At 69.5% G+C, this 18512-nt stretch carries 12 protein-coding genes and 1 tRNA gene; 2 read left to right on the top strand and 11 right to left on the bottom strand.

Features of this window, described 5'->3' with window-relative positions; all coding sequences use genetic code 11:
- Positions 1-409: 409 nt before the first annotated feature.
- Both ASF58_RS08925 and mobA read left to right on the top strand, forming a co-directional pair.
- Positions 410-1558, top strand: coding sequence for an Mrp/NBP35 family ATP-binding protein (locus ASF58_RS08925; RefSeq protein ID WP_055950552.1), 1149 nt, complete (start codon positions 410-412; stop codon positions 1556-1558).
- Positions 1559-1563: 5 nt separating this feature from the next.
- The gene (mobA, locus tag ASF58_RS08920) at positions 1564-2184 is read left to right on the top strand and encodes a molybdenum cofactor guanylyltransferase MobA (RefSeq protein WP_055950550.1); all 621 of its coding nucleotides are present in this window, start codon (positions 1564-1566) and stop codon (positions 2182-2184) included.
- 4 nt (positions 2185-2188) lie between these two features.
- On the opposite strand, the gene ASF58_RS08915 is transcribed toward mobA, so the two are convergent.
- The 11 genes from ASF58_RS08915 to ASF58_RS08865 all read right to left on the bottom strand — a co-directional run bounded on the left by ASF58_RS08915 (position 2189) and on the right by ASF58_RS08865 (position 18499).
- Positions 2189-3091: an EamA family transporter gene (locus ASF58_RS08915; protein ID WP_055950547.1), complete on the bottom strand. Its 903-nt coding sequence runs from the start codon at positions 3089-3091 to the stop codon at positions 2189-2191.
- Positions 3092-3209: 118 nt separating this feature from the next.
- A complete protein-coding gene (locus tag ASF58_RS08910; protein WP_055950543.1) occupies positions 3210-3668 on the bottom strand; it encodes a peptidylprolyl isomerase in 459 nt (152 codons plus the stop codon).
- Positions 3669-3672: 4 nt separating this feature from the next.
- Positions 3673-4101, bottom strand: coding sequence for a hypothetical protein (locus ASF58_RS08905; protein WP_055950673.1), 429 nt, complete (start codon positions 4099-4101; stop codon positions 3673-3675).
- Positions 4102-4147: 46 nt separating this feature from the next.
- Positions 4148-4693 carry a peptidylprolyl isomerase gene (locus ASF58_RS08900; protein WP_055950670.1) on the bottom strand — a complete coding sequence of 182 codons (546 nt, stop codon included), beginning with the start codon at positions 4691-4693 and terminating at the stop codon, positions 4148-4150.
- 51 nt (positions 4694-4744) lie between these two features.
- On the bottom strand, positions 4745-5245 hold the full coding sequence (coaD, locus tag ASF58_RS08895; RefSeq protein WP_055950541.1) for a pantetheine-phosphate adenylyltransferase: 501 nt from the start codon (positions 5243-5245) through the stop codon (positions 4745-4747).
- Between the two features lie 120 nt (positions 5246-5365).
- Complete coding sequence (gene gyrA / locus ASF58_RS08890) at positions 5366-8110, bottom strand: DNA gyrase subunit A (protein ID WP_055950538.1); 2745 nt, start codon at positions 8108-8110, stop codon at positions 5366-5368.
- A 231-nt stretch (positions 8111-8341) separates the two neighbouring features.
- Complete coding sequence (locus tag ASF58_RS08885) at positions 8342-9904, bottom strand: efflux transporter outer membrane subunit (protein ID WP_055950536.1); 1563 nt, start codon at positions 9902-9904, stop codon at positions 8342-8344.
- A gap of 101 nt (positions 9905-10005) precedes the next feature.
- Positions 10006-13167, bottom strand: coding sequence for a CusA/CzcA family heavy metal efflux RND transporter (locus tag ASF58_RS08880; protein ID WP_055950533.1), 3162 nt, complete (start codon positions 13165-13167; stop codon positions 10006-10008).
- Positions 13168-13224: 57 nt separating this feature from the next.
- Positions 13225-14508 (bottom strand): efflux RND transporter periplasmic adaptor subunit, encoded by a 1284-nt coding sequence (locus ASF58_RS08875; RefSeq protein WP_082512941.1) that lies wholly within the window; start codon positions 14506-14508, stop codon positions 13225-13227.
- 598 nt (positions 14509-15106) lie between these two features.
- Positions 15107-15184 (bottom strand) — tRNA-Pro (locus ASF58_RS08870).
- 102 nt (positions 15185-15286) lie between these two features.
- On the bottom strand, positions 15287-18499 hold the full coding sequence (locus ASF58_RS08865; RefSeq protein ID WP_055950531.1) for a multidrug efflux RND transporter permease subunit: 3213 nt from the start codon (positions 18497-18499) through the stop codon (positions 15287-15289).
- Positions 18500-18512: the final 13 nt, after the last annotated feature.

Here is an 18512-nt window from a genome sequence, read left to right as displayed (position 1 = left end):
CGCGGGAGCGGAAACCCTGTTTCGGATCCAGGCGTACACGGATGGGCGATCCTGCAACGGTCGAGGCCGCCGCCGGGCGATCTCTCTGTGTTGCAGCGAACGTCGCGGCGGGCCGAGCGGACGCAAAACAGTGGCGCTCCCGTCGACTCATGCCTAGCAAAACCTGAACGCCCTCGCGGAAAACTCCGGTGCCGAAGTCCGACGCGGCGCCGCGTCTCCGAACGGTCGAGACCCGGCCGCGACGAGGGGTCTCGCCCTCGGCAGCCCAGGGAAGCGCTTGCGCTCGGGCACCGCCTGTGCTGTCGCATGGGTTCGTCGCGGGTGGGCCGGCCAAGGCCGCAGCGTCCGCGAACCCCCGTTTGTCGCTGCGCCTCGGCCCCCCGGTCGGACGCGGCAAGGAGCCCGAACCTTGGCGATCACCCGTGACGACGTGCTGAAGGTGCTCTCGACCGTGACCGTCGATGCCGCGGGCACCACCCTGCCCGCCTCCGGGCGCCTGTCCCAGGTGGTGGTGGACCCCACCAACCGGGTGATGTTCTCGATCCTGATCGACCCCAGCGAGGCCGAGCGCTTCGAGCCGATCCGGCGCCGGGCCGAGGGCGCGATCCTGGCGACCCCGGGCGTCTCGGGCGTGTTCGCCAGCCTGACCTCCGAGCGCGGCCCGAACCAGCCGGCCCAGAACGTCCCGCAAGCCGCGGCTCCGCAGCCGCCCTCCCCTGGCCGTCCCGCCGCACCGCCGCCGCCGCGGACCGGCCCGGCCCTTCCGGGCGTGCGCCACATCGTGGCCGTCGCCTCCGGCAAGGGCGGCGTCGGCAAGTCCACCACGGCCTGCAATCTCGCGCTCGCCCTCTCGGCCCAGGGCCTCAAGGTCGGCCTGCTCGATGCCGACATCTACGGCCCCTCGGTGCCCAAGCTGTTCGGGCTGTCGGGCAAGCCCCGCGTCATCGAGGAGCGCCTGCTGGCCCCGATGGAAGGGTTCGGCATCAAGGTCATGTCGATCGGCTTCCTGATCGAGCCCGAGACGGCGATGATCTGGCGCGGCCCCATGGTACAGTCGGCCATCACCCAGATGCTGCGCGAGGTCGCCTGGGGCGAGCTCGACGTGCTCGTGGTCGACATGCCGCCGGGCACCGGCGACGCGCAGCTGACCATGGCGCAGGCCACGCCGCTCTCCGGGGCGGTCATCGTCTCGACCCCGCAGGACCTGGCCCTCATCGACGCGCGCCGCGGCGTGACCATGTTCCGCAAGGTCGCGGTTCCGATCCTCGGCGTCATCGAGAACATGGCGACCTTCATCTGCCCGCATTGCGGTACGGCTTCGCACATCTTCGGGCATGGCGGCGCGCGGGCCGAGGCCGAGCGGCTGGACGTGCCGTTCCTCGGCGAGGTGCCGCTGAACATGACGATCCGCGAGACCTCCGATGCGGGTCGCCCCGTGGTGGCGGTGGACCCGGACGGGCCGCACGCGCAGGTCTATCGCGGCATCGCCGCCAAGCTCTGGGGCAACCTGACCGGCGGCCCCGCGCCGCGGACGGCGCCCCGCATCGTCATCGAGTAGCCCCGATGGCGCCGGTGCTGGGCGTGATCCTCGCCGGCGGGCTGGCGCGCCGCATGGGCGGGGGCGACAAGCCCCTGCGGACGCTCGGCGGCCGCACCCTGCTCGACCGTGTGCTCGCCCGCTTCGCCCCCCAGTGCGGGGCCGGCGTCATCCTCAACGCCAACGGCGATCCGGGCCGCTTCCCGGATTTCCCGGGCATGATCGTGCCCGATGGCGTGCCGGACAATCCGGGCCCGCTGGCCGGCATTCTCGCGGGGCTGGAGCACGCGGCGGCCCATCATCGGGGCACGCGCCACGTCGCCAGCGTCTCCGGCGACGCGCCGTTCCTGCCCCACGATCTCGTCGCCCGTCTCGCCGAAGCGGCCGGGCGAGAGGGCACCATCGCCATGGCGGCGTCGGGTGGGCGCGAGCACTTCACGGTGGCGCTCTGGCCGGTGGCCCTGCGGGCGGACCTGCGCGAGGCCCTGGTCACGCGCGGCGAGCGCCGGGTCGGCGCCTTCCTGAGGCGCCACGGTGCGGTGGCGGTGTCCTGGCCGGTGGAGCCCTCCGACCCCTTCGCCAACATCAACGCGCCGGAGGACCTGGCGGCGGCCGAGGCCCGCCTCGCCGGGACCGACGACCCCTGACGCCTCAGGTCGGGGCGCTCCCGACCGCTGCGCGGGCACGCCAGCGCGGGTAGAGGAGCCCCAAGCCGAGGCCGCCGAGGACCAGGCCGGCGGCGCCGAGCTTCCAGGCCGGCAGCGGTTCGCCGAGCCAGAAGGCCGAAGCCCCCATGCCGAAGACCGGCACCAGCAGGGCCATCGGGGTGACCTGGGCGGCGGGGTGGCGCGCGAGCAGCCGGCCCCAGATGGCATAGCCGAACATCGTGTTGCCGACGGACTGCCACACCACCGCGCCCCAGGTCGTCAGGTCGGCCCGCAGGAGCCCGTCGCGGATGGCCTCCCAGCCTTCGAGGAGGAACGAGGCGGCGAGCAGCGGCGGCGCCGAGAACAGGCTCGCCCAGACGACGTAGGGCAGCATGGCCCGCGCCCCGCTGCGCTTGGCCGCCATGTTTCCGCCGGCCCAGCTCGCGGCGGCGCAGACCACCAGCCCGAGGCCGAAGGGTGTCGTCGCGGCGTCGGTATGGGCGGCGATGACGGCGAGGCCGGCGGCGGCGAGACCGAGGGCTGCCCATTGATGGCCGGGCACGCGCTCTCCCGTCAGCCGCATCGACAGGCCGATGGTGAAGAAGACCTGGACCTGGATCACCAGGGAGGCGAGGCCGGGGGCGATGTGGCCGCGCAGGGCGATGAAGAGCAGGCCGAACTGTCCGGCCCCGATCAGCAGGCCGTAGGCGGCGAGGTTCCGCCAGGGGACCGCCGGGCGGGCCAGAAGGAACACGCCCGGCAGTGCCGCCAGCACGAAGCGCAGGGCGGCGAACAACAGCGGCGGCAGGTGGTCGAGCCCGATCCGGATCACGACGAAGTTCGTGCCCCAGACCGCCACCACCGCGAGGGCAAGGAGGATGTCGCGAAGCGGAAGGGTGCCGGTCATGGGCCGCCATGTCCCAGTTGGCGGGCGGCCTGCCAAGCCGTGGCGGGCCCTCAAACGAAAGAAGTGTCCGCACCTTCGCGCGGACACTTCCCTCTGAACCCGGATGGTGCGGGCCGGATCAGGCGGCGCCGACGGTCGCCTTGACGATCTTGTCGGGGGAGCGCGGCGGCTCGCCCTTGTTCAGGGTGTCGACCACGTCCATGCCTTCCACGACCTTGCCCCAGACGGTGTACTGCTTGTCGAGGAAGCGGGCATCGCCGAAGCAGATGAAGAACTGCGAGTTGGCCGAGTGCGGGAAGTTGGTGCGCGCCATCGAGCAGGTGCCGCGCACGTGCGGCTCCGCGTTGAACTCGGCATTGAGGTCGGGCAGGTCGGAGCCGCCCGAGCCGGTGCCGGTCGGGTCGCCGGTCTGGGCCATGAAGCCGTCGATCACGCGGTGGAACGGGACGCCGTCGTAGAAGCCCTGGGCGGCGAGCGTCTTCAGGCGCTCGACATGGTTGGGGGCGAGGTCGGGGCGAAGCCCGATCACGACGCGGCCCTTGGTGGTCTCCAGGATGATGGTCTCGGTCTCTGCCATGGGTCTAGACTCCTTTTCCCTTGGGTCCTTGGTAGATGAAGCGGAGCGCGATGGGGCGCCCCGCGATGGCCGCGCCGAGGGCGGGGGTGATCCGGGCCGGGGTGCAGTGCCGGATCGCCGCCAGGGTCGCATCCAACAGGATGCGGTGGGCGCGGGTGTCTGAAGGCTGCGCCGAGAAGGTGACGCGCGGTGTCCCGATGATGCTGCCGTCCCGCCGAAGCGCGAAGCGGGTGGTGATCTCGGCCCGGGCCGAGGGGGACAGGCCCCGGGGAACCTCCCAGCACGCCGCGAGGGTGGGATAGAGGTCCCGCAGCGTATCGGCCGGGCTCGCGCCGTCGGCCAGGCCGCTCAGCGGGACCTGCACGGTGCCGCGCAGGGTTTCGGGTAGGGTCAGCGGGCCCGTGAAGGGCGCCGCCCGCGCGGGGAGCCCCACGGCGACGAGCGCCGCGAGAGCTCCCAGGTGGGCGCCGCCCCGCAAACTACTTGGCTCCCTGCGCCATCTGCATCTTGACGATCTTGTCGGGGTTCTGAACCGCCCCGCCCGCCGCGCCGGGGGCCGCCTTCTTGATCGCGTCCACGGCTTCCATGCCCGAGGAGACGAGGCCGACCACGGTGTACTGCCCGTTGAGGAAGGGCGCGTCCCCGAGGCAGATGAAGAACTGCGAATTGGCGGAGTTCGGGTCGGACGACCGGGCCATGCCGACCGTGCCGCGGCGGAACGGTGCCTGCGAGAACTCGGCCGGGATGTTCGGCAGGCTCGAGCCGCCGGTGCCGTTGCCCTTCGGGTCGCCGGTCTGGGCCATGAAGCCGTCCATCACCCGGTGGAACTTGAGGCCGTTGTAGAAGCCCTGCTTGATCAGGGTCTTGAGCTGGGCCACGTGCTTCGGGGCGATCTCCGGGCGCAGCTCGATGGTGACGCGGCCATCCTTGGTGTCGAGGTACACCGTGTTGTCGTCCACCGCCCAGGCTGCGGGTGCCGTCGCGAGGAGGCCGGCGACGGCAAGGAGGGCGATGCGGCGATTCAGTCCAAAGGCCATGGGGTCAGCATGCTTTCGTTGGTCGTGGCGAAGGAGGGCTCAGGCCGCCCGGAAGCGCTGCGCGAGGCGCGTCGCCACCAGGGGCGGCACGAAGGGCGAGACGTCGCCGCCCATGGCGGCGATCTGGCGGACGAGGGTGGCGGTAATCGGCCGGACGCCGGTGGAGGCGGGCAGGAACACGGTCTGCACCTCGGGCGCCATGGCGCCGTTCATGCCGGCGAGTTGCATCTCGTAATCGAGGTCGGTGCCGTCGCGCAGGCCTCGGATGAAGACGCTGGCCCCCACCCGCCGCGCCGCGGTCACCGCAAGGTCGTCGAAGGTCACGATCGTCAGCGCCGTACCCTCGGCCTCGGCCAGGGGCGTACAGGTGGCGCGCAGGAGCTCCGCCCGCTCCTCGGGCGAGAACATCGGCGCCTTGCCGGGATGCACGCCGATGGCGATGACGAGGGTCTGCACGAGCCGGCACGCCTGACGGATGACGTCGAGGTGTCCGTTCGTGACCGGGTCGAACGAGCCGGCGTAGAGGGCGGTGCGGATCATCGCGGCCCGGGGTAGAGCATTTCCACCCGAAACGGAACCTCCGGTCCCGACACGAAAACGGGCTAACTCCACGCCCGGCGATACGGACGGCCCCGGGGCCGTCCGCTTGAGGGGGTGCGATCAGCCCTGCACGGCCTCGTCGCCGGCTTCGCTCTCGTCCTCGCCCTCGATGTGCTCCACGGACACGACCTTCTCGGTCTTCTCCGTGTTGAACACCGTCACGCCCTGCGAGGCACGCCCGACGATGCGGATGTCGTCCACCGGAACGCGGATGAGCTGCCCGCCATCGGTGACCAGCATGATCTGGTCGGACGGCTGGACCGGGAAGGAGGCCACGAGGCTGCCGTTGCGGGCATTGACCCGCATCGCCGTGATGCCTTTGCCGCCGCGGCCGGACGTCCGGTACTCGTAGGACGAGGTCCGCTTGCCGAAGCCGCGCTCGGAGAGCGTGAGGACGAACTGCTCGGCGGCGCCCATCTCGTTGTAGCGGTCCAGGGAGATGGCGCTGGCCTCGGCCACGCCCTCCTCCGCCTCGGGGCTCGCCGTCTCCTCGCCCTCGACCCCGTCGCCGATCACGGCGCGGCGCATCTTGAGGTAGCCCGCCCGCTCCTCGGGCGAGGCGTCGAAGGCGTTGAGGATCGTCATCGAGATGACGCGGTCGTCCTTGCCCAGGCTGATGCCGCGCACGCCGGTGGAATCACGACCCTTGAAGACCCGGACGTCCTCGACGGGGAAGCGGATGCACTGGCCGGCCTGCGTGGTGAGCAGCACGTTCTGGTCGGCGCGGCAGATCTCCACGTGGACGATGTGGTCACCCGCATCGAGCTTCATGGCGATCTTGCCGGCGCGGTTCACCTGGACGAAGTCCGAGAGCTTGTTCCGGCGCACGCTGCCGCTCGCCGTGGCGAACATCACGTCGAGGGTCTCCCAGGAGGCTTCGTCCTCGGGCAGCGGCATGATGGTGGTGATGCGCTCGGTGCCGGCATCCATCGACAGGATGTTGACCAGGGCCTTGCCGCGGGCGTTCGGCGCCGCCATCGGCAGGCGCCAGACCTTCTCCTTGTAGACCTGGCCCTGGTTCGAGAAGAACAGCACCGGCGTGTGGGTGTTGGCCACGAACAGGCGGGTGACGAAATCCTCGTCGCGGGTCGACATGCCGGAGCGGCCTTTGCCGCCGCGGCGCTGGGCCCGGTAGGTCGAGAGCGGTACGCGCTTGACGTAGCCCGCATGGGACACGGTGACGACCATGTCCTCGCGCTGGATCAGGTCCTCGTCCTCGACGTTCGAATCCCAGTCGAGGATCACGGTGCGGCGCGGGGTGGCGTAGGCCTCGCGGACCTCCGCGAACTCGTCCTTGACGATGCCCATGATGCGCAGGCGCGAGCGCAGGATGTCGAGGTAGTCCGCGATCTCGTCGGCGAGCTTCTTCAGCTCGTCGCCGATCTCGTCGCGACCCAGGGCCGTGAGGCGCTGGAGCCGCAGGTCCAGGATGGCGCGGGCCTGCACCTCGGAGAGACGGTAGGTGCCGTCCTCGGCGACCCGGTGGCGCGGATCGTCCACCAGGGCGATGAGCGGCGCGATGTCGTGGGCCGGCCAGTCGCGGTCCATCAGCGCCTCGCGGGCGGTGTTGGGATCGGGCGAGGTCCGGATCAGGCGGATCACCTCGTCGATGTTGGCCACCGCGATGGCGAGGCCGCACAGGACGTGGGCGCGCTCGCGGGCCTTGTTGAGGAGGAACTTGGTCCGCCGGGACACCACCTCCTCGCGGAAGTCCACGAAGGCCTGGAGCAGGTCCTTGAGGTTCATCAGCTCCGGGCGGCCGCCGTTCAGCGCCACCATGTTGCAGCCGAAGGACGATTGCAGGGGCGTGAAGCGGTAGAGCTGGTTCAGCACCACGTCCGCCATGGCGTCGCGCTTGATCTCGACGACGATGCGCATGCCGTCGCGGTCGGATTCGTCGCGCAGGTCGGAGATGCCCTCGACGCGCTTCTCCTTCACCAGCTCGGCGATCTTCTCCATGAGCGTCGCCTTGTTCACCTGATACGGGATCTCGGTGAAGATCAGCGCCTCGCGCTCCTTGCGCAGCTCCTCGGTGTGGGACTTCGCCCGCATGATGATCGAGCCGCGGCCCGTGGCGTAGGCCTGGCGGGTGCCGGCGCGGCCGAGGATCGAGCCGCCGGTGGGAAAGTCGGGACCGGGCACGTACTCGGTGAGCTGCTCGATCGACAGGCCGGGATCGTCGATGAGGGCGACGCAGGCGTCGATCAGCTCGCCGAGATTGTGCGGCGGGATGTTGGTGGCCATGCCGACGGCGATGCCGCCGGCGCCGTTGACGAGGAGGTTGGGGAAGCGCGCCGGCAGGACGGTCGGCTCCTCGCGCGACTCGTCGTAGTTCGGCTGGAAGTCGACGGTGTTCTTGTCGATGTCGGCGAGCAGCGCGTTGGCCGGCTTGGCGAGGCGCGATTCGGTGTAGCGCATGGCGGCCGGCGGATCGCCGTCCACGGAGCCGAAATTGCCCTGCCCGTCGATGAGCATGAGCCGCATCGAGAAGTCCTGCGCCATGCGGACCAAGGCGTCGTAGATCGATTGGTCGCCGTGCGGGTGGTAGAGACCGATCACGTCGCCGACGATGCGGGCCGACTTGACGTATTTGCGCTCGGGCAGGTGCCCGCTCTCGTAGGCCGAGTAGAGGATGCGCCGGTGCACCGGCTTGAGGCCGTCGCGCGCGTCCGGAAGCGCCCGGCTCACGATCACGCTCATGGCGTAATCGAGGTAGGAACGCTTCATCTCGTCGGTGATGGAGACGGGCTTGATGTCGGAGGCGGGCGGCGGCGTGCCGGCGCCCGGAATGTCGTTCTCTGCCAAGGTCTTCGGTCTCTACCTGTCCGGGGGCCGGAGCGTCGGCGGCAAGGATGGGCGCCGCCCGCTCACGGCGTTGTCGCGCGCGTCTCCGGCGGCTGAGCCGGACCGTGCGGTGTTCTGCCCAAAGCTATAGCGCATCTCGTCGGCCCAGGCCAACAAATCGCGGCTTAACCCCCTGGTAACGAACGGTTTGCGCGAGCCGCGCCTGGACGCCGGGGCACGCCGACCCCGTCCCTAGAGGAACTTCGCCGGATCGCTGCTCGGCGGTGCCGGCTTCACATCGGCGCGGTTCCACCAGCCGCCGCCGAGGGCCTGGAACAGGGCGGCGGTGTCGGCATACTGGTTGGCGCGCGCGCCAGCCGAGGTCACCAGGGCCGAGAGGTACGATTGCTGCGCGATCAGCACCTGCGTGCTGTTCAGGGCCCCGGCCGCGTATTGCTTGCGGATGAGGCCGAGACTCTCGTTCGTGGCCCGCTCGGCGGCCGAGGCCGCCGCCACCGCCCTGGCGTCGGACTGGAGCGCCCGCAGGGTGTCGGCGACGTTCTGGAAGGCGCCGATCACCACGGCCCGGTACTGCGCCTGGGCCTCGTTGAGCGTCTCCTCCGCGGCGCGCTGGCGCCGGAACAGGGTCCCGGCGTCGAAGATCGGCTGCGCCACGGTGCCGACGATGCCGTAGAACGAGGCGGCCGAGGTCGCGAGCTGCGCGATCCGCACCGCGCTGGCACCGCCATTGGCGGTGATGTTGAACTGCGGCAGGCGATTGGCCACCGCGACCCCCACCGCCGCGCTGGCCTGCTGGACGCTGGCCTCCGCCGCCTTCACGTCCGGGCGCTGCTGCACAAGGCGCGAGGGCAGGCTCACCGGCAGGTTGGTGGGCAGGCGCAGGGAGGCCAGGGTGAAGGTGGGCGCGATCTCCTCGCTCGGCAGGCGCCCGACCAGGGCGGTCAGCAGGTTGCGCTGCTGGGCGAGCTGCTTCTCCAGGGGCGGCAGCAGCTGCATCGAGACCGAGAGGGCGGCCTGCTGCACCACCACGTCGGCCCCGGCGATCTGCCCGAGGGCGAGCTGCTTGTTGTAGAGGTTGAGGACCTCGGTCTGGGCCTGGATCACCTTGCGGGTGGCGTCGATCTGGGCGCGCAGCGACGCCTCCTGGATCGCCGCCAGGACGACGTTCGTCGTCAGCGTCAGGTAGGTCGCCTCGAGCTGGAAGCGCTGGTTCTCGGCCTGGGCCTCGAGGGACTCGATCTGGCGCCGGTTGCCGCCGAACACGTCGGGCGTGAACGAGACCGTCACCTGCGGCGTGTAGAGGCTGTAGAACAGCTGCCGGGTGTCGTTGAGCGGCCCCTGCAGGGCACCGCCGGGCGCCTTCTGGCGCGAGCCGAGGCCGTTGGCGCTCACCACCGGGAACAGCGTGCCCCTCTGCGCCTCGACGTTCTCCTGCGCGATCCGCAGGGAGGCCTGCGCAGCGTCGAGGTTCGGGTTGTTGGCGAGCGCCTCCGCCACCAGGCGGTCGAGGGCCGGGGAGCGGAACAGGGTCCACCACTGACCCGGCACGTCGGCCCCGGAGACGAAGGTCTGGTCGGCCGAGCCGCCATGGGCGGTGCGGATGGTGTCGGTGGCGGTCGGATTGCGCAGGGGCTCGCGGGTGTAGCGGATGGCCGGCGGATCGGTCGGCGGCACGTAGTCCGGGCCGACGACGCAGCCGCCGAGGCCGGTGACCGCCAGGGCGAGCAGGCTCGCGCGGAGGGCGCGCGCTTGGCTCCGGCCGGCTGGCGCCGCGATCGGGGAGGATGCCGCCATGGTGCCAAGGAATCCTGTCGCCGTCCCGGGCCGTAGAGGCGCCGGGCCGGGATCGAAGTCAACGCGGCCGGCGGCGTGCGCGCGGAGCTGTGACCGGTCCATCATGCGTGCTCCGCCTGGGCCGCCGCCCGGGCGGCCGCTTGCGACGGGATCGCGGCCGGGACCCGCCGGGAGAACAGGGCGATCAGGATCGGGACCACCACGAGGATCAGGTTCGGCGCGAGCAGGATGCCGCCCACCACCACCAGGGCGAGGGGCTTCTGCACCTGCGAGCCGATGCCGGTGGAGATCGCGGCCGGCAACAGGCCGACGCAGGCGGCGACGCAGGTCATCATCACCGGGCGCATCCGCACGTTGGCGGCGTGCCACACCGCCTCGGTCCGGGCCCAGCCCTCGTCGATGAGCTGATTGTAGTAGGAGAGCAGGATCACGCCCTCCATGGTCGAGATGCCGAACAGGGCGATGAACCCGATCGCCGCCGAGATCGAGAACGGCGTGATCGTCAGGAACAGCGCGAAGATGCCGCCGATCATCGCCATCGGGATCACGCTCAGCGTCAGCACCATGTCGGTGACGGAGCTGAAATTGACGTAGAGCAGCAGGGCGATCAGCGCGATCGTCACCGGGACCACGATGGTCAGGCGCTGCACGGCATCCTGCAGGTTGGTGAATTGCCCCACCCATTCGAGGTGGAACCCGGGCGGCAGGGTCACCTCCTCGGCGATGCGGCCCTGTGCCTCGAGCACCGCGCCGCCGAGGTCGCGCCCGCGCACCGAGAACTTGACCGGGATGTAGCGCTCCTGGTTCTCGCGGTAGATGAAGGCCGCGCCGGAGACCAGTTCCACGGTGGCGATCTCCGAGAGCGGCACCTGGATCACGCCGCCGGCGGGGTTGGCCGCCCCGACGGTGATGTTGCGGATGGTCTCCAGGCTGCGGCGGTACTGTGGCGCGAGGCGCACCCGCATGGGGAAGTGCCGGTCCGAGCCGTACTCGTAGAGGTCGCCCGCCGTCTGGCCGCCGATCGCCGCCTGGACGGTGGTGTTCACGTCGCCCGGCGACAGGCCGTAGCGGGCGGCCTTGCGCCGGTCGATGTCGATCCGCACCGTGGGCTGGCCGAGGGAGGCGAAGACCGCGAGGTCGGCGATGCCCGGCACCTTCGCCAGGGTGGCCTTGATCGCTTCCGCGGTTTTGGTCAGGTCGTTGAGGTCGTTCCCGTAGATCTTGACCGAGTTCTCGCCCTTCACGCCGGAGGCGGCCTCCTGGACGTTGTCCTCGATGTACTGGGAGAAGTTGAACTCGATGCCCGGGAAGGCCTCGTCGAGCTTGGCCGAGAGGTCGCGGACCAGCCCCTCCTTGTCGAGGCCCTTGCGCCAGGTGTCGAAGGGCTTGAGCGGCGCCAGGATCTCCACGTTGAAGAAGCCGGTGGCATCGGTCCCGTCGTCCGGGCGGCCCTGGTGCGAGAGCACCGTGACCACCTCTGGCACCTCGGCGATGATCTTGCGCAGGCGCTCCACGTAGGCGTTGCCGGCCTCCAGGGAGATCGAGGCCGGCATGGTGCCGCGAATGTAGAGGTTTCCCTCCTCCAGCTTGGGCAGGAATTCGAGGCCGAGGGTGCGGGCGGCGATGCCCGAGACCCCGAGCACCGCGGCGACCACGAGGAGCGACAGCACCTTGTTGCGCAGGCCGAAGCGCAGGATCAGCACGTGGCCGAAGCGCAGGAGCCGCACCACCAGGGTGTCGCGCTCCTCCACGTGCTTGGGCAGGATCAGGGCCGAGAGGGCGGGCGAGACCGTGAAGGTGGCGATGAGGCCGCCGAGCAGCGCGTAGGCGTAGGTCTTGGCCATCGGGCCGAAGATGTGTCCCTCGACGCCCGTCAGGGTGAAGAGCGGCAGGAAGCCCACGATGATGATCGTGGCCGAGAAGAAGATCGCCCGGTTCACCTCCGCACCCGCGATGGCGATCGTGCCGAGGCGGCCGGCGAGGCCCCCCGGTGGCGCCTGTCCCGCGCCGTGTTCCGGTTCGGCGAGGTGCCGGAACACGTTCTCGACCATGATCACGGTGGCGTCGACGATGAGGCCGAAATCGATGGCGCCGAGGGAGAGGAGGTTCGCCGAGTCGCCGCGCAGGACCAGGATCAGGATGGCGAAGCCCAGCGCGAAGGGGATCGTCGCCGCCACGATGATCGCGCTGCGCAGGCTCCCCAGGAACAGCCACTGCACCACGAAGACCAGCGTCACGCCGAAGACGAGGTTGTGCATCACCGTGTGGGTGGTGGTGTGGATGAGCCCGCTGCGGTCGTAGATGCGCTCCACCCGCACGTCCGGGGGCAGGATGCCGCTGGTGTTGATCTTGTCGATCTCGGCATTGACGAGGCGCAGGGTCGGCAGGCTCTCGCCGTCGCGGCTCATCAGCACGATGCCCTCGACGATGTCGTTGTCGCCGTCATGGCCGACGATGCCGAGGCGGGGCGCGTGCGAGACGCGCACCTCGGCGATATCGCGCACCAGCACCGGCACGCCGTTGACCTGGGTCAGCATCGTGTCGCGGATGTCGTCCATGTCGCGGATGAGGCCGATGCCGCGCACCACCGCCGATTGCTCGCCCACGTTCAGGGTCTGGCCGCCGACGTTGATGCTCGAATTGTTGAGCGCGGTGACGAGCTGGACCAGGGTCATGCCCTGGGCCTGGAGGCGGTTCAGGTCGACGGCGATCTCGTATTCCTTGGTCCGGCCGCCGAAGGCGGTCACGTCGACCACACCGGGAATCGCCTTGAACCGGCGCTGCAGCACCCAGTCCTGCAGGGTCTTCAGGTCGGTGGAGGAGTAGCCCGGCGGCCCCGTCACCTTGTAGCGCATGATCTCGCCGACCGGGCTGGTGGGCGAGATCTGCGGCTGGGCGCCGTTGGGCAGGGGCGGCAGCTGCGACAGGCGGTTGAGCACCCGCTGCAGGGCCTCCTGGTAGGTGAAGGCGTAGCTGAACTGCACCTTCACGTCGGAGAGGCCGAACAGCGAGATGGTGCGCACCACGGTCGCGTTGGGGATGCCGGCGAGCTGCACCTCCAGGGGAATCGTGATGTAGCGCTCGATTTCGTCGGCCGATTGCCCGGGATTCTGCGTGATGACGTCGACCAGCGGCGGCACCGGATCGGGATAGGCCTCGATGTTGAGCTGGGTGTAGCTGGCATAGCCGAGCGCCAGCATCACCAGGAACAGCAGGCAGACCAGCACGCGCTGGCGCAGGGCGAAGACGATCAGGCTGTTCATGGCAGAGTGCTTCCGGCCGAGGCCCGAGGACGAGAAAGGGGCCCCAGGCCCGACGGGTCAGGACGCCTTGTCACCGCTCGTCGCCCGATCCATGAACACCGCGCCGCGCGTGACGATCGCTTCCCCCGCCGCGATCCCGGCGGTGACCTGCACCATCCCACGGGCGGCCAGGCCCAGGGTGACGTCGCGGGCCTCGATGGCCCCATCGGGCCGCGCGATCCAGACATGCGCCCGCGCGCCCTCGTACACGATGGCGGCGGCGGGCACGGCGGGCGCCGTCTGCCCCGGCCCGGTGAAGATCGTGAAGGTGGCGAACATCTCGGGCTTCAGGACCTGGTCCGGGTTCTCCACCTCGCTGCGCACCGCCAGGCGCCGCGTCGCCGGGTCGAGGCTCGCGGACAGGTAGTCGACCCGCGCCTTGAAGATGCGATCCCCGAAGCCCGCCACCGTCGCCTCGACCTCCTGGCCGATCCGAATGCGCGGGATCTCGCTCTCGCGCACGTTGGCGACCAGCCAGACCGTGGAGAGGTCGCCGATGACGAAGACCGGGTCGCTGGCGGTGGAGAGGTACTGACCCAGGCCGACCTTGCGCTGGACGATGGTGCCGGCGATGGGTGCCCGGATCTGGGTCTCGGGGCTGAGGGTGCCCTTCTTCTCGAAGGCCGCGATTTCCGCGTCGGTCTTTCCGAGAAGGCGCAGGCGGTTCTTGACCGCCTCCAGGCCCGCCTCGGCGGTCTTCAGGTCGCTCTGCGCCCCGATGACGTCGTTCTGGGCCGACTGGTAGTCCTTGAGCGCCACGGCCTTGGCCTGGAACAGCTCCTGCTGGCGCGTCGCGATGGTCTGGTCGAGCTTCAGCAGCGCGGTCGCCTTGGCGAGGGTGTTGAGGGCGGTCTGGTAGTCGTTCTGGGCCTGGACCATGTCCGTGGCCTCGAGGGTGAGGAGCACGTCGCCGGCCTTCACCTCGTCGCCGGCACGGACCAGCACCTTGGTCACCCGGCCGGCATAGGGCGAGGTCACCGGCACGTTGTCGTCCTCGTTAAGGGCGATGCGGCCCTCGGCCGTCCCTTCCGGCCGGAAGCTGACCGCGGTGATCGGAACGATGTTCAGGGCTGCGCGCTGGGCCGGGCTCGGCCGGAAGAGCCGGGCCGGCCCGCCCGCGCGGGGATCGCCGCCCGCGGCGGTCTCGGCCTCGCTCGTCCCGAGGCGCTCACGAATCGCCGCGCTCAGCCCCGTAACGACGCTGATGACCGGTGCGGGCCAGAGACTAACGGCGACCACCATGCAGATCAGCAATCCGAGGGGCGCGAGAATGGTCGCGATCGTGCGCTTTGTCCCGGTCATGTGCCGCAGAAGTGCTTTCGAGTTGGCCGCTGGTAGTCAGGGTGGAGGCGTGCAGGTGGCCCGGACGACCTGATCGGGCGATCCGGATGCTGAGGATTGCGGTAGGCTGTGTTCAGGAATACGGGTCTCGCCAAATCAAAGTCCGTCCCGTCCGAAGATCGGACAGGTCGAGGGCTCCGGCCGCGACTGTCTTAGCCAAGTCGCGTCCTGTTTGTGTGACGCCATTCGTGGCAAATTTCAGATTGGAGTCGCGCGCCCGCGTCGACGATCGTCTCGATGTCCCTCTCGCTGGCGGGCCTGCCACAGGTGGGCGGTCACGCCTGCGGGCGCCCGGCACCGGGGGGAGTGAGGGGGCCAAGCTTGAGCACGAGTCAATCCGCCGAGGACGCAACGCCACGGGTGACGACGACCCTACCCTCGTGGGGCGCAGGGCGACTGACGATTTCGTGTTCGTGGGGTGTGCCGAGGCGCGGGCGCGTCAGGCGATCACCGGGCAGAGGCCGGCATCCGGGCGCATGCCCGGCCCGTCATCATCGGTCAGGATGGCAGATATCTGATTGTAGGGGGCGGTCTCATTGTGGGGGGCAATGAGTTCGAATGGTCGGAGCGAGAGGATTCGAACCTCCGACCCCTAGTCCCCCAGACTAGTGCGCTAACCGGGCTGCGCTACGCTCCGACGCCCCTCGCGGGGTGAGGGGTCTTTAGCTTTCCGGTTTGCGGGGCGCAACCCCAAACATGAAGCCCGGATACGGGGTCCGCATCCGGGCTCGGGTCAGTCTCAGGCGTGGGAGGGCGCCGCGTGCGGGTCGTGCTTGTCCGGCGTGGTGTTGTGCGGGTCCTTGCCGCGCTTCTTGGCGAGCCAGATCAGGAAGTTCCGGATCACCACGTAGAAGACCGGGGTCAGGAAGAGGCCGAACACCGTGGCACCGATCATGCCGAAGCACACCGCGGTGCCGAGTGCCTGACGCATCTCGGCGCCGGGCCCGGTGGCGATCACCAGCGGCACCGTGCCGAGGATGAAGGCGAAGGCCGTCATCAGGATCGGGCGTAGGCGCAGGCGGCAGGCCTCGACGGCGGCGGCCACGGGGCCCTTCCGCTCGGTCTCCTCCAGCTGGTGCGCGAACTCCACGATCAGGATGGCGTTCTTGGCTGCCAGGCCGATCAGCACGATCAGGCCGATCTGGGTCAGGATGTTGTTGTCCTGGCCTCGCAACTGCACCCCGAACAGGGCCGCGAGCACGCCGGTGGGCACCACGAGCAGGATCGCCAGTGGCAATGCCCAGGATTCGTACTGCGCGGCGAGCACGAGGAAGACGAGGAGCACGCCCAGCGCGAACACGTAGATCGCCGTGTTGCCCGCTGCCTTCTGCTGGTAGGCGATCTCGGTCCAGTCGTAGGCGTAGCCGTCCGGCAGGTTGTCCTTGGCGATGGCCTCCATGGCGTCGAGGGCCTGGCCGGTGGAGATGCCGGGCTTGGCCGTGCCCTGGACCGGCACCGAGTAGTATAGGTTAAAGCGCTGGACGATCTGCGGGCCGGTGATCTCGCGGATCGTGGCCAGCGTGCCCATCGGCACCAGGGCGCCCGTGGAGGAGCGGACCTTCAGCTGCTCGATGTCCTGCTTCGAGACGCGGAACGGGGCGTCGCCCTGCACGCGGACCTGATAGATGCGGCCCAGGGTGTTGAAGTCGTTGACGTAGGCGCCGCCGAGGGCCGTCTGCACCGTCGAGAACACGTTGCCGAGCGGCACGTTGAGCATGCGCGCCACCGTGCGGTCGATGTCGAGGTAGAGCTGCGGCGTGTCGTTGCCGAAGGTGGTGAACACCCGCTGCACGTCGTTGCTCTGGTTGGCCTTGCCGAGGACCTCGCCGACCGCGCCGAGGAGCGGGCCGATGGACGAGCTCTGCCGGCTCTCGATCTGCATCTTGAAGCCACCGCCCTGGCCGAGACCGCGCACCGGCGGCGGCGGGATGACGATGACGCGGGCCTCCTGGATGTCGGCCGTGGCCTTGATCACCTCGTTGGTAATCACCGCCGCGCTCCGCCCCTGGCCGGCACGCTCCTTGGCGCCCGCCAGCGTGATGAACATCACGCCCGAATTGGTGGTGTTGGTGAAGGTCGCACCGTCGAAGCCCGCGATGATGACGGTGTTGGTGACGCCTTCGATCTTGCGGGCCGCGGCCGCCGCCCGGTTCACCACCTCGGTCGTGCGGTCGAGGGAGGCGCCCGAGGGCAGCTGCACCACGCCGATGAGGTAGCCCTGGTCCTGGTCCGGGATGAAGCCGGTGGGCGTCGTCTGGACCAGGTGAAGGGTGGCGGCGATGACGGCCGCGTAGACGATCATCATCGCGATCAGCCCGATCGCGTAGTTCGTCAGGCCGTAGATGATCCGCCCATAGGTGTTCGAGAGCCAGTCGAAGCCCTTGTTGAACATATCCGCCAGCCAGGCGACGAAGCGGAAGAGGAAGAACTTCGGCTTGGCATGCTCGTGGTGGGGTCTCAGGAGCAGCTTGCAGAGCGCCGGCGAGAGCGTCAGCGAGTTGAACATCGAGATGATGGTCGAGGCCGCGATGGTCAGCGCGAACTGCTTGTAGAACTGGCCGGTGATGCCCGGGATAAAGGCGGTGGGGATGAACACCGCCGAGAGCACCAGGGCGATGGCGACGACGGCGCCGCCGACCTCGTCCATGGTCTTGTGCGCGGCGTCGCCCGGCGACAGGCCCTCGGCCATGTTGCGCTCGACGTTCTCCACGACCACGATGGCGTCGTCGACCACGATGCCGATGGCGAGCACGAGCCCGAACAGGGTGAGGTTGTTCAGCGAGAACCCGAAGGCCGACATGGCCGCGAAGGTGCCGACCAGCGAGACCGGGATCGCGATCACCGGGATGAGCGCGGTGCGCCAGCTCTGGAGGAAGACCAGCACCACGATGACGACGAGGCCGACGGCTTCGAAGAGCGTCTTGTAGACCTCGTGGATCGACTCCTCGATGAACTCCGTCGGGTTGTAGGCGATGCGGTACTCGATATCCGGCGGGAAGTTCTTCTTGAGGTTGTCCATCACCTTGCGCACCGACGCGGCGGCGTCGAGGGCGTTGGTGCCGGGGCGCTGGAAGGCGCCGATGCCGATGGCGGGCGTGTCGTTGAGGAACGAGTTGGTGGTGTAGTCCTTCTGGCCCATCTCGACGCGGGCGATGTCCTTCACCCGCACGAGGCGGCCGTCCGCGGCCTTGACGATGACGTCGGCGAATTCCTCGGGGCTCTGGAAGCGACCCTGCGACTGGACGATGAGCTGGAAGGCCTGGCCCGTGGCGGCCGGTGGCGAGTTCAGGGCGCCTGCCGCCACCTGCACGTTCTGCTCGGACAGGGCCGTGATGACGTCGGAGGTGGTCAGGCCATAGGCCGCGAGCTTGTTCGGATCGAGCCAGACGCGCTCGGCGTACTCGTTGCCGCCGAAGATGGTGATGTCGCCGACGCCGTCGAGGCGCAGGAGCTCGTCGCGGATGTTCAGGTAGATGTAGTTGGCGAGATAGTTCTGGTCGTAGGTCTTCTTCGGCGACAGCAGGTGCACCACCAGCATCAGGTCCGGCGAGGCCTTGCGGACGGTGACGCCGAGGTTGCGCACGTCCGGCGGCAGGCGCGGCTGGGCGACCGAGAGACGGTTCTGGACCAGAACGTTCGCGATATCGAGGTTGGTGCCGACCTTGAAGGTCACCGTCAGCAGCATGTTGCCGTCGTTGGTCGACAACGATGTCATGTAGAGCATGTTGTCGACGCCGTTGACCTCCTGCTCGATCGGTGTGGCGATCGTGGCCGCCACCGTCTCGGCGTTGGCGCCCGGGAAGCTCGCGCGCACGGTCACGGTCGGCGGCACGATCTCGGGGTACTGGGCCACCGGCAGCGACAGGTAGGCGACGTAGCCGAGGATCAGGAAGACGATCGACGTGACCGACGCGAAGATCGGCCGATCGACGAAGAAGTGGGCAAAACGCATCGCTTGAACCTCT

The organism is Methylobacterium sp. Leaf125 (assembly GCF_001423085.1).
GTDB lineage: Bacteria > Pseudomonadota > Alphaproteobacteria > Rhizobiales > Beijerinckiaceae > Methylobacterium.
Note: the sequence above shows the minus strand (reverse complement) of the source record. Positions and strands in the feature narration are given on the sequence as shown.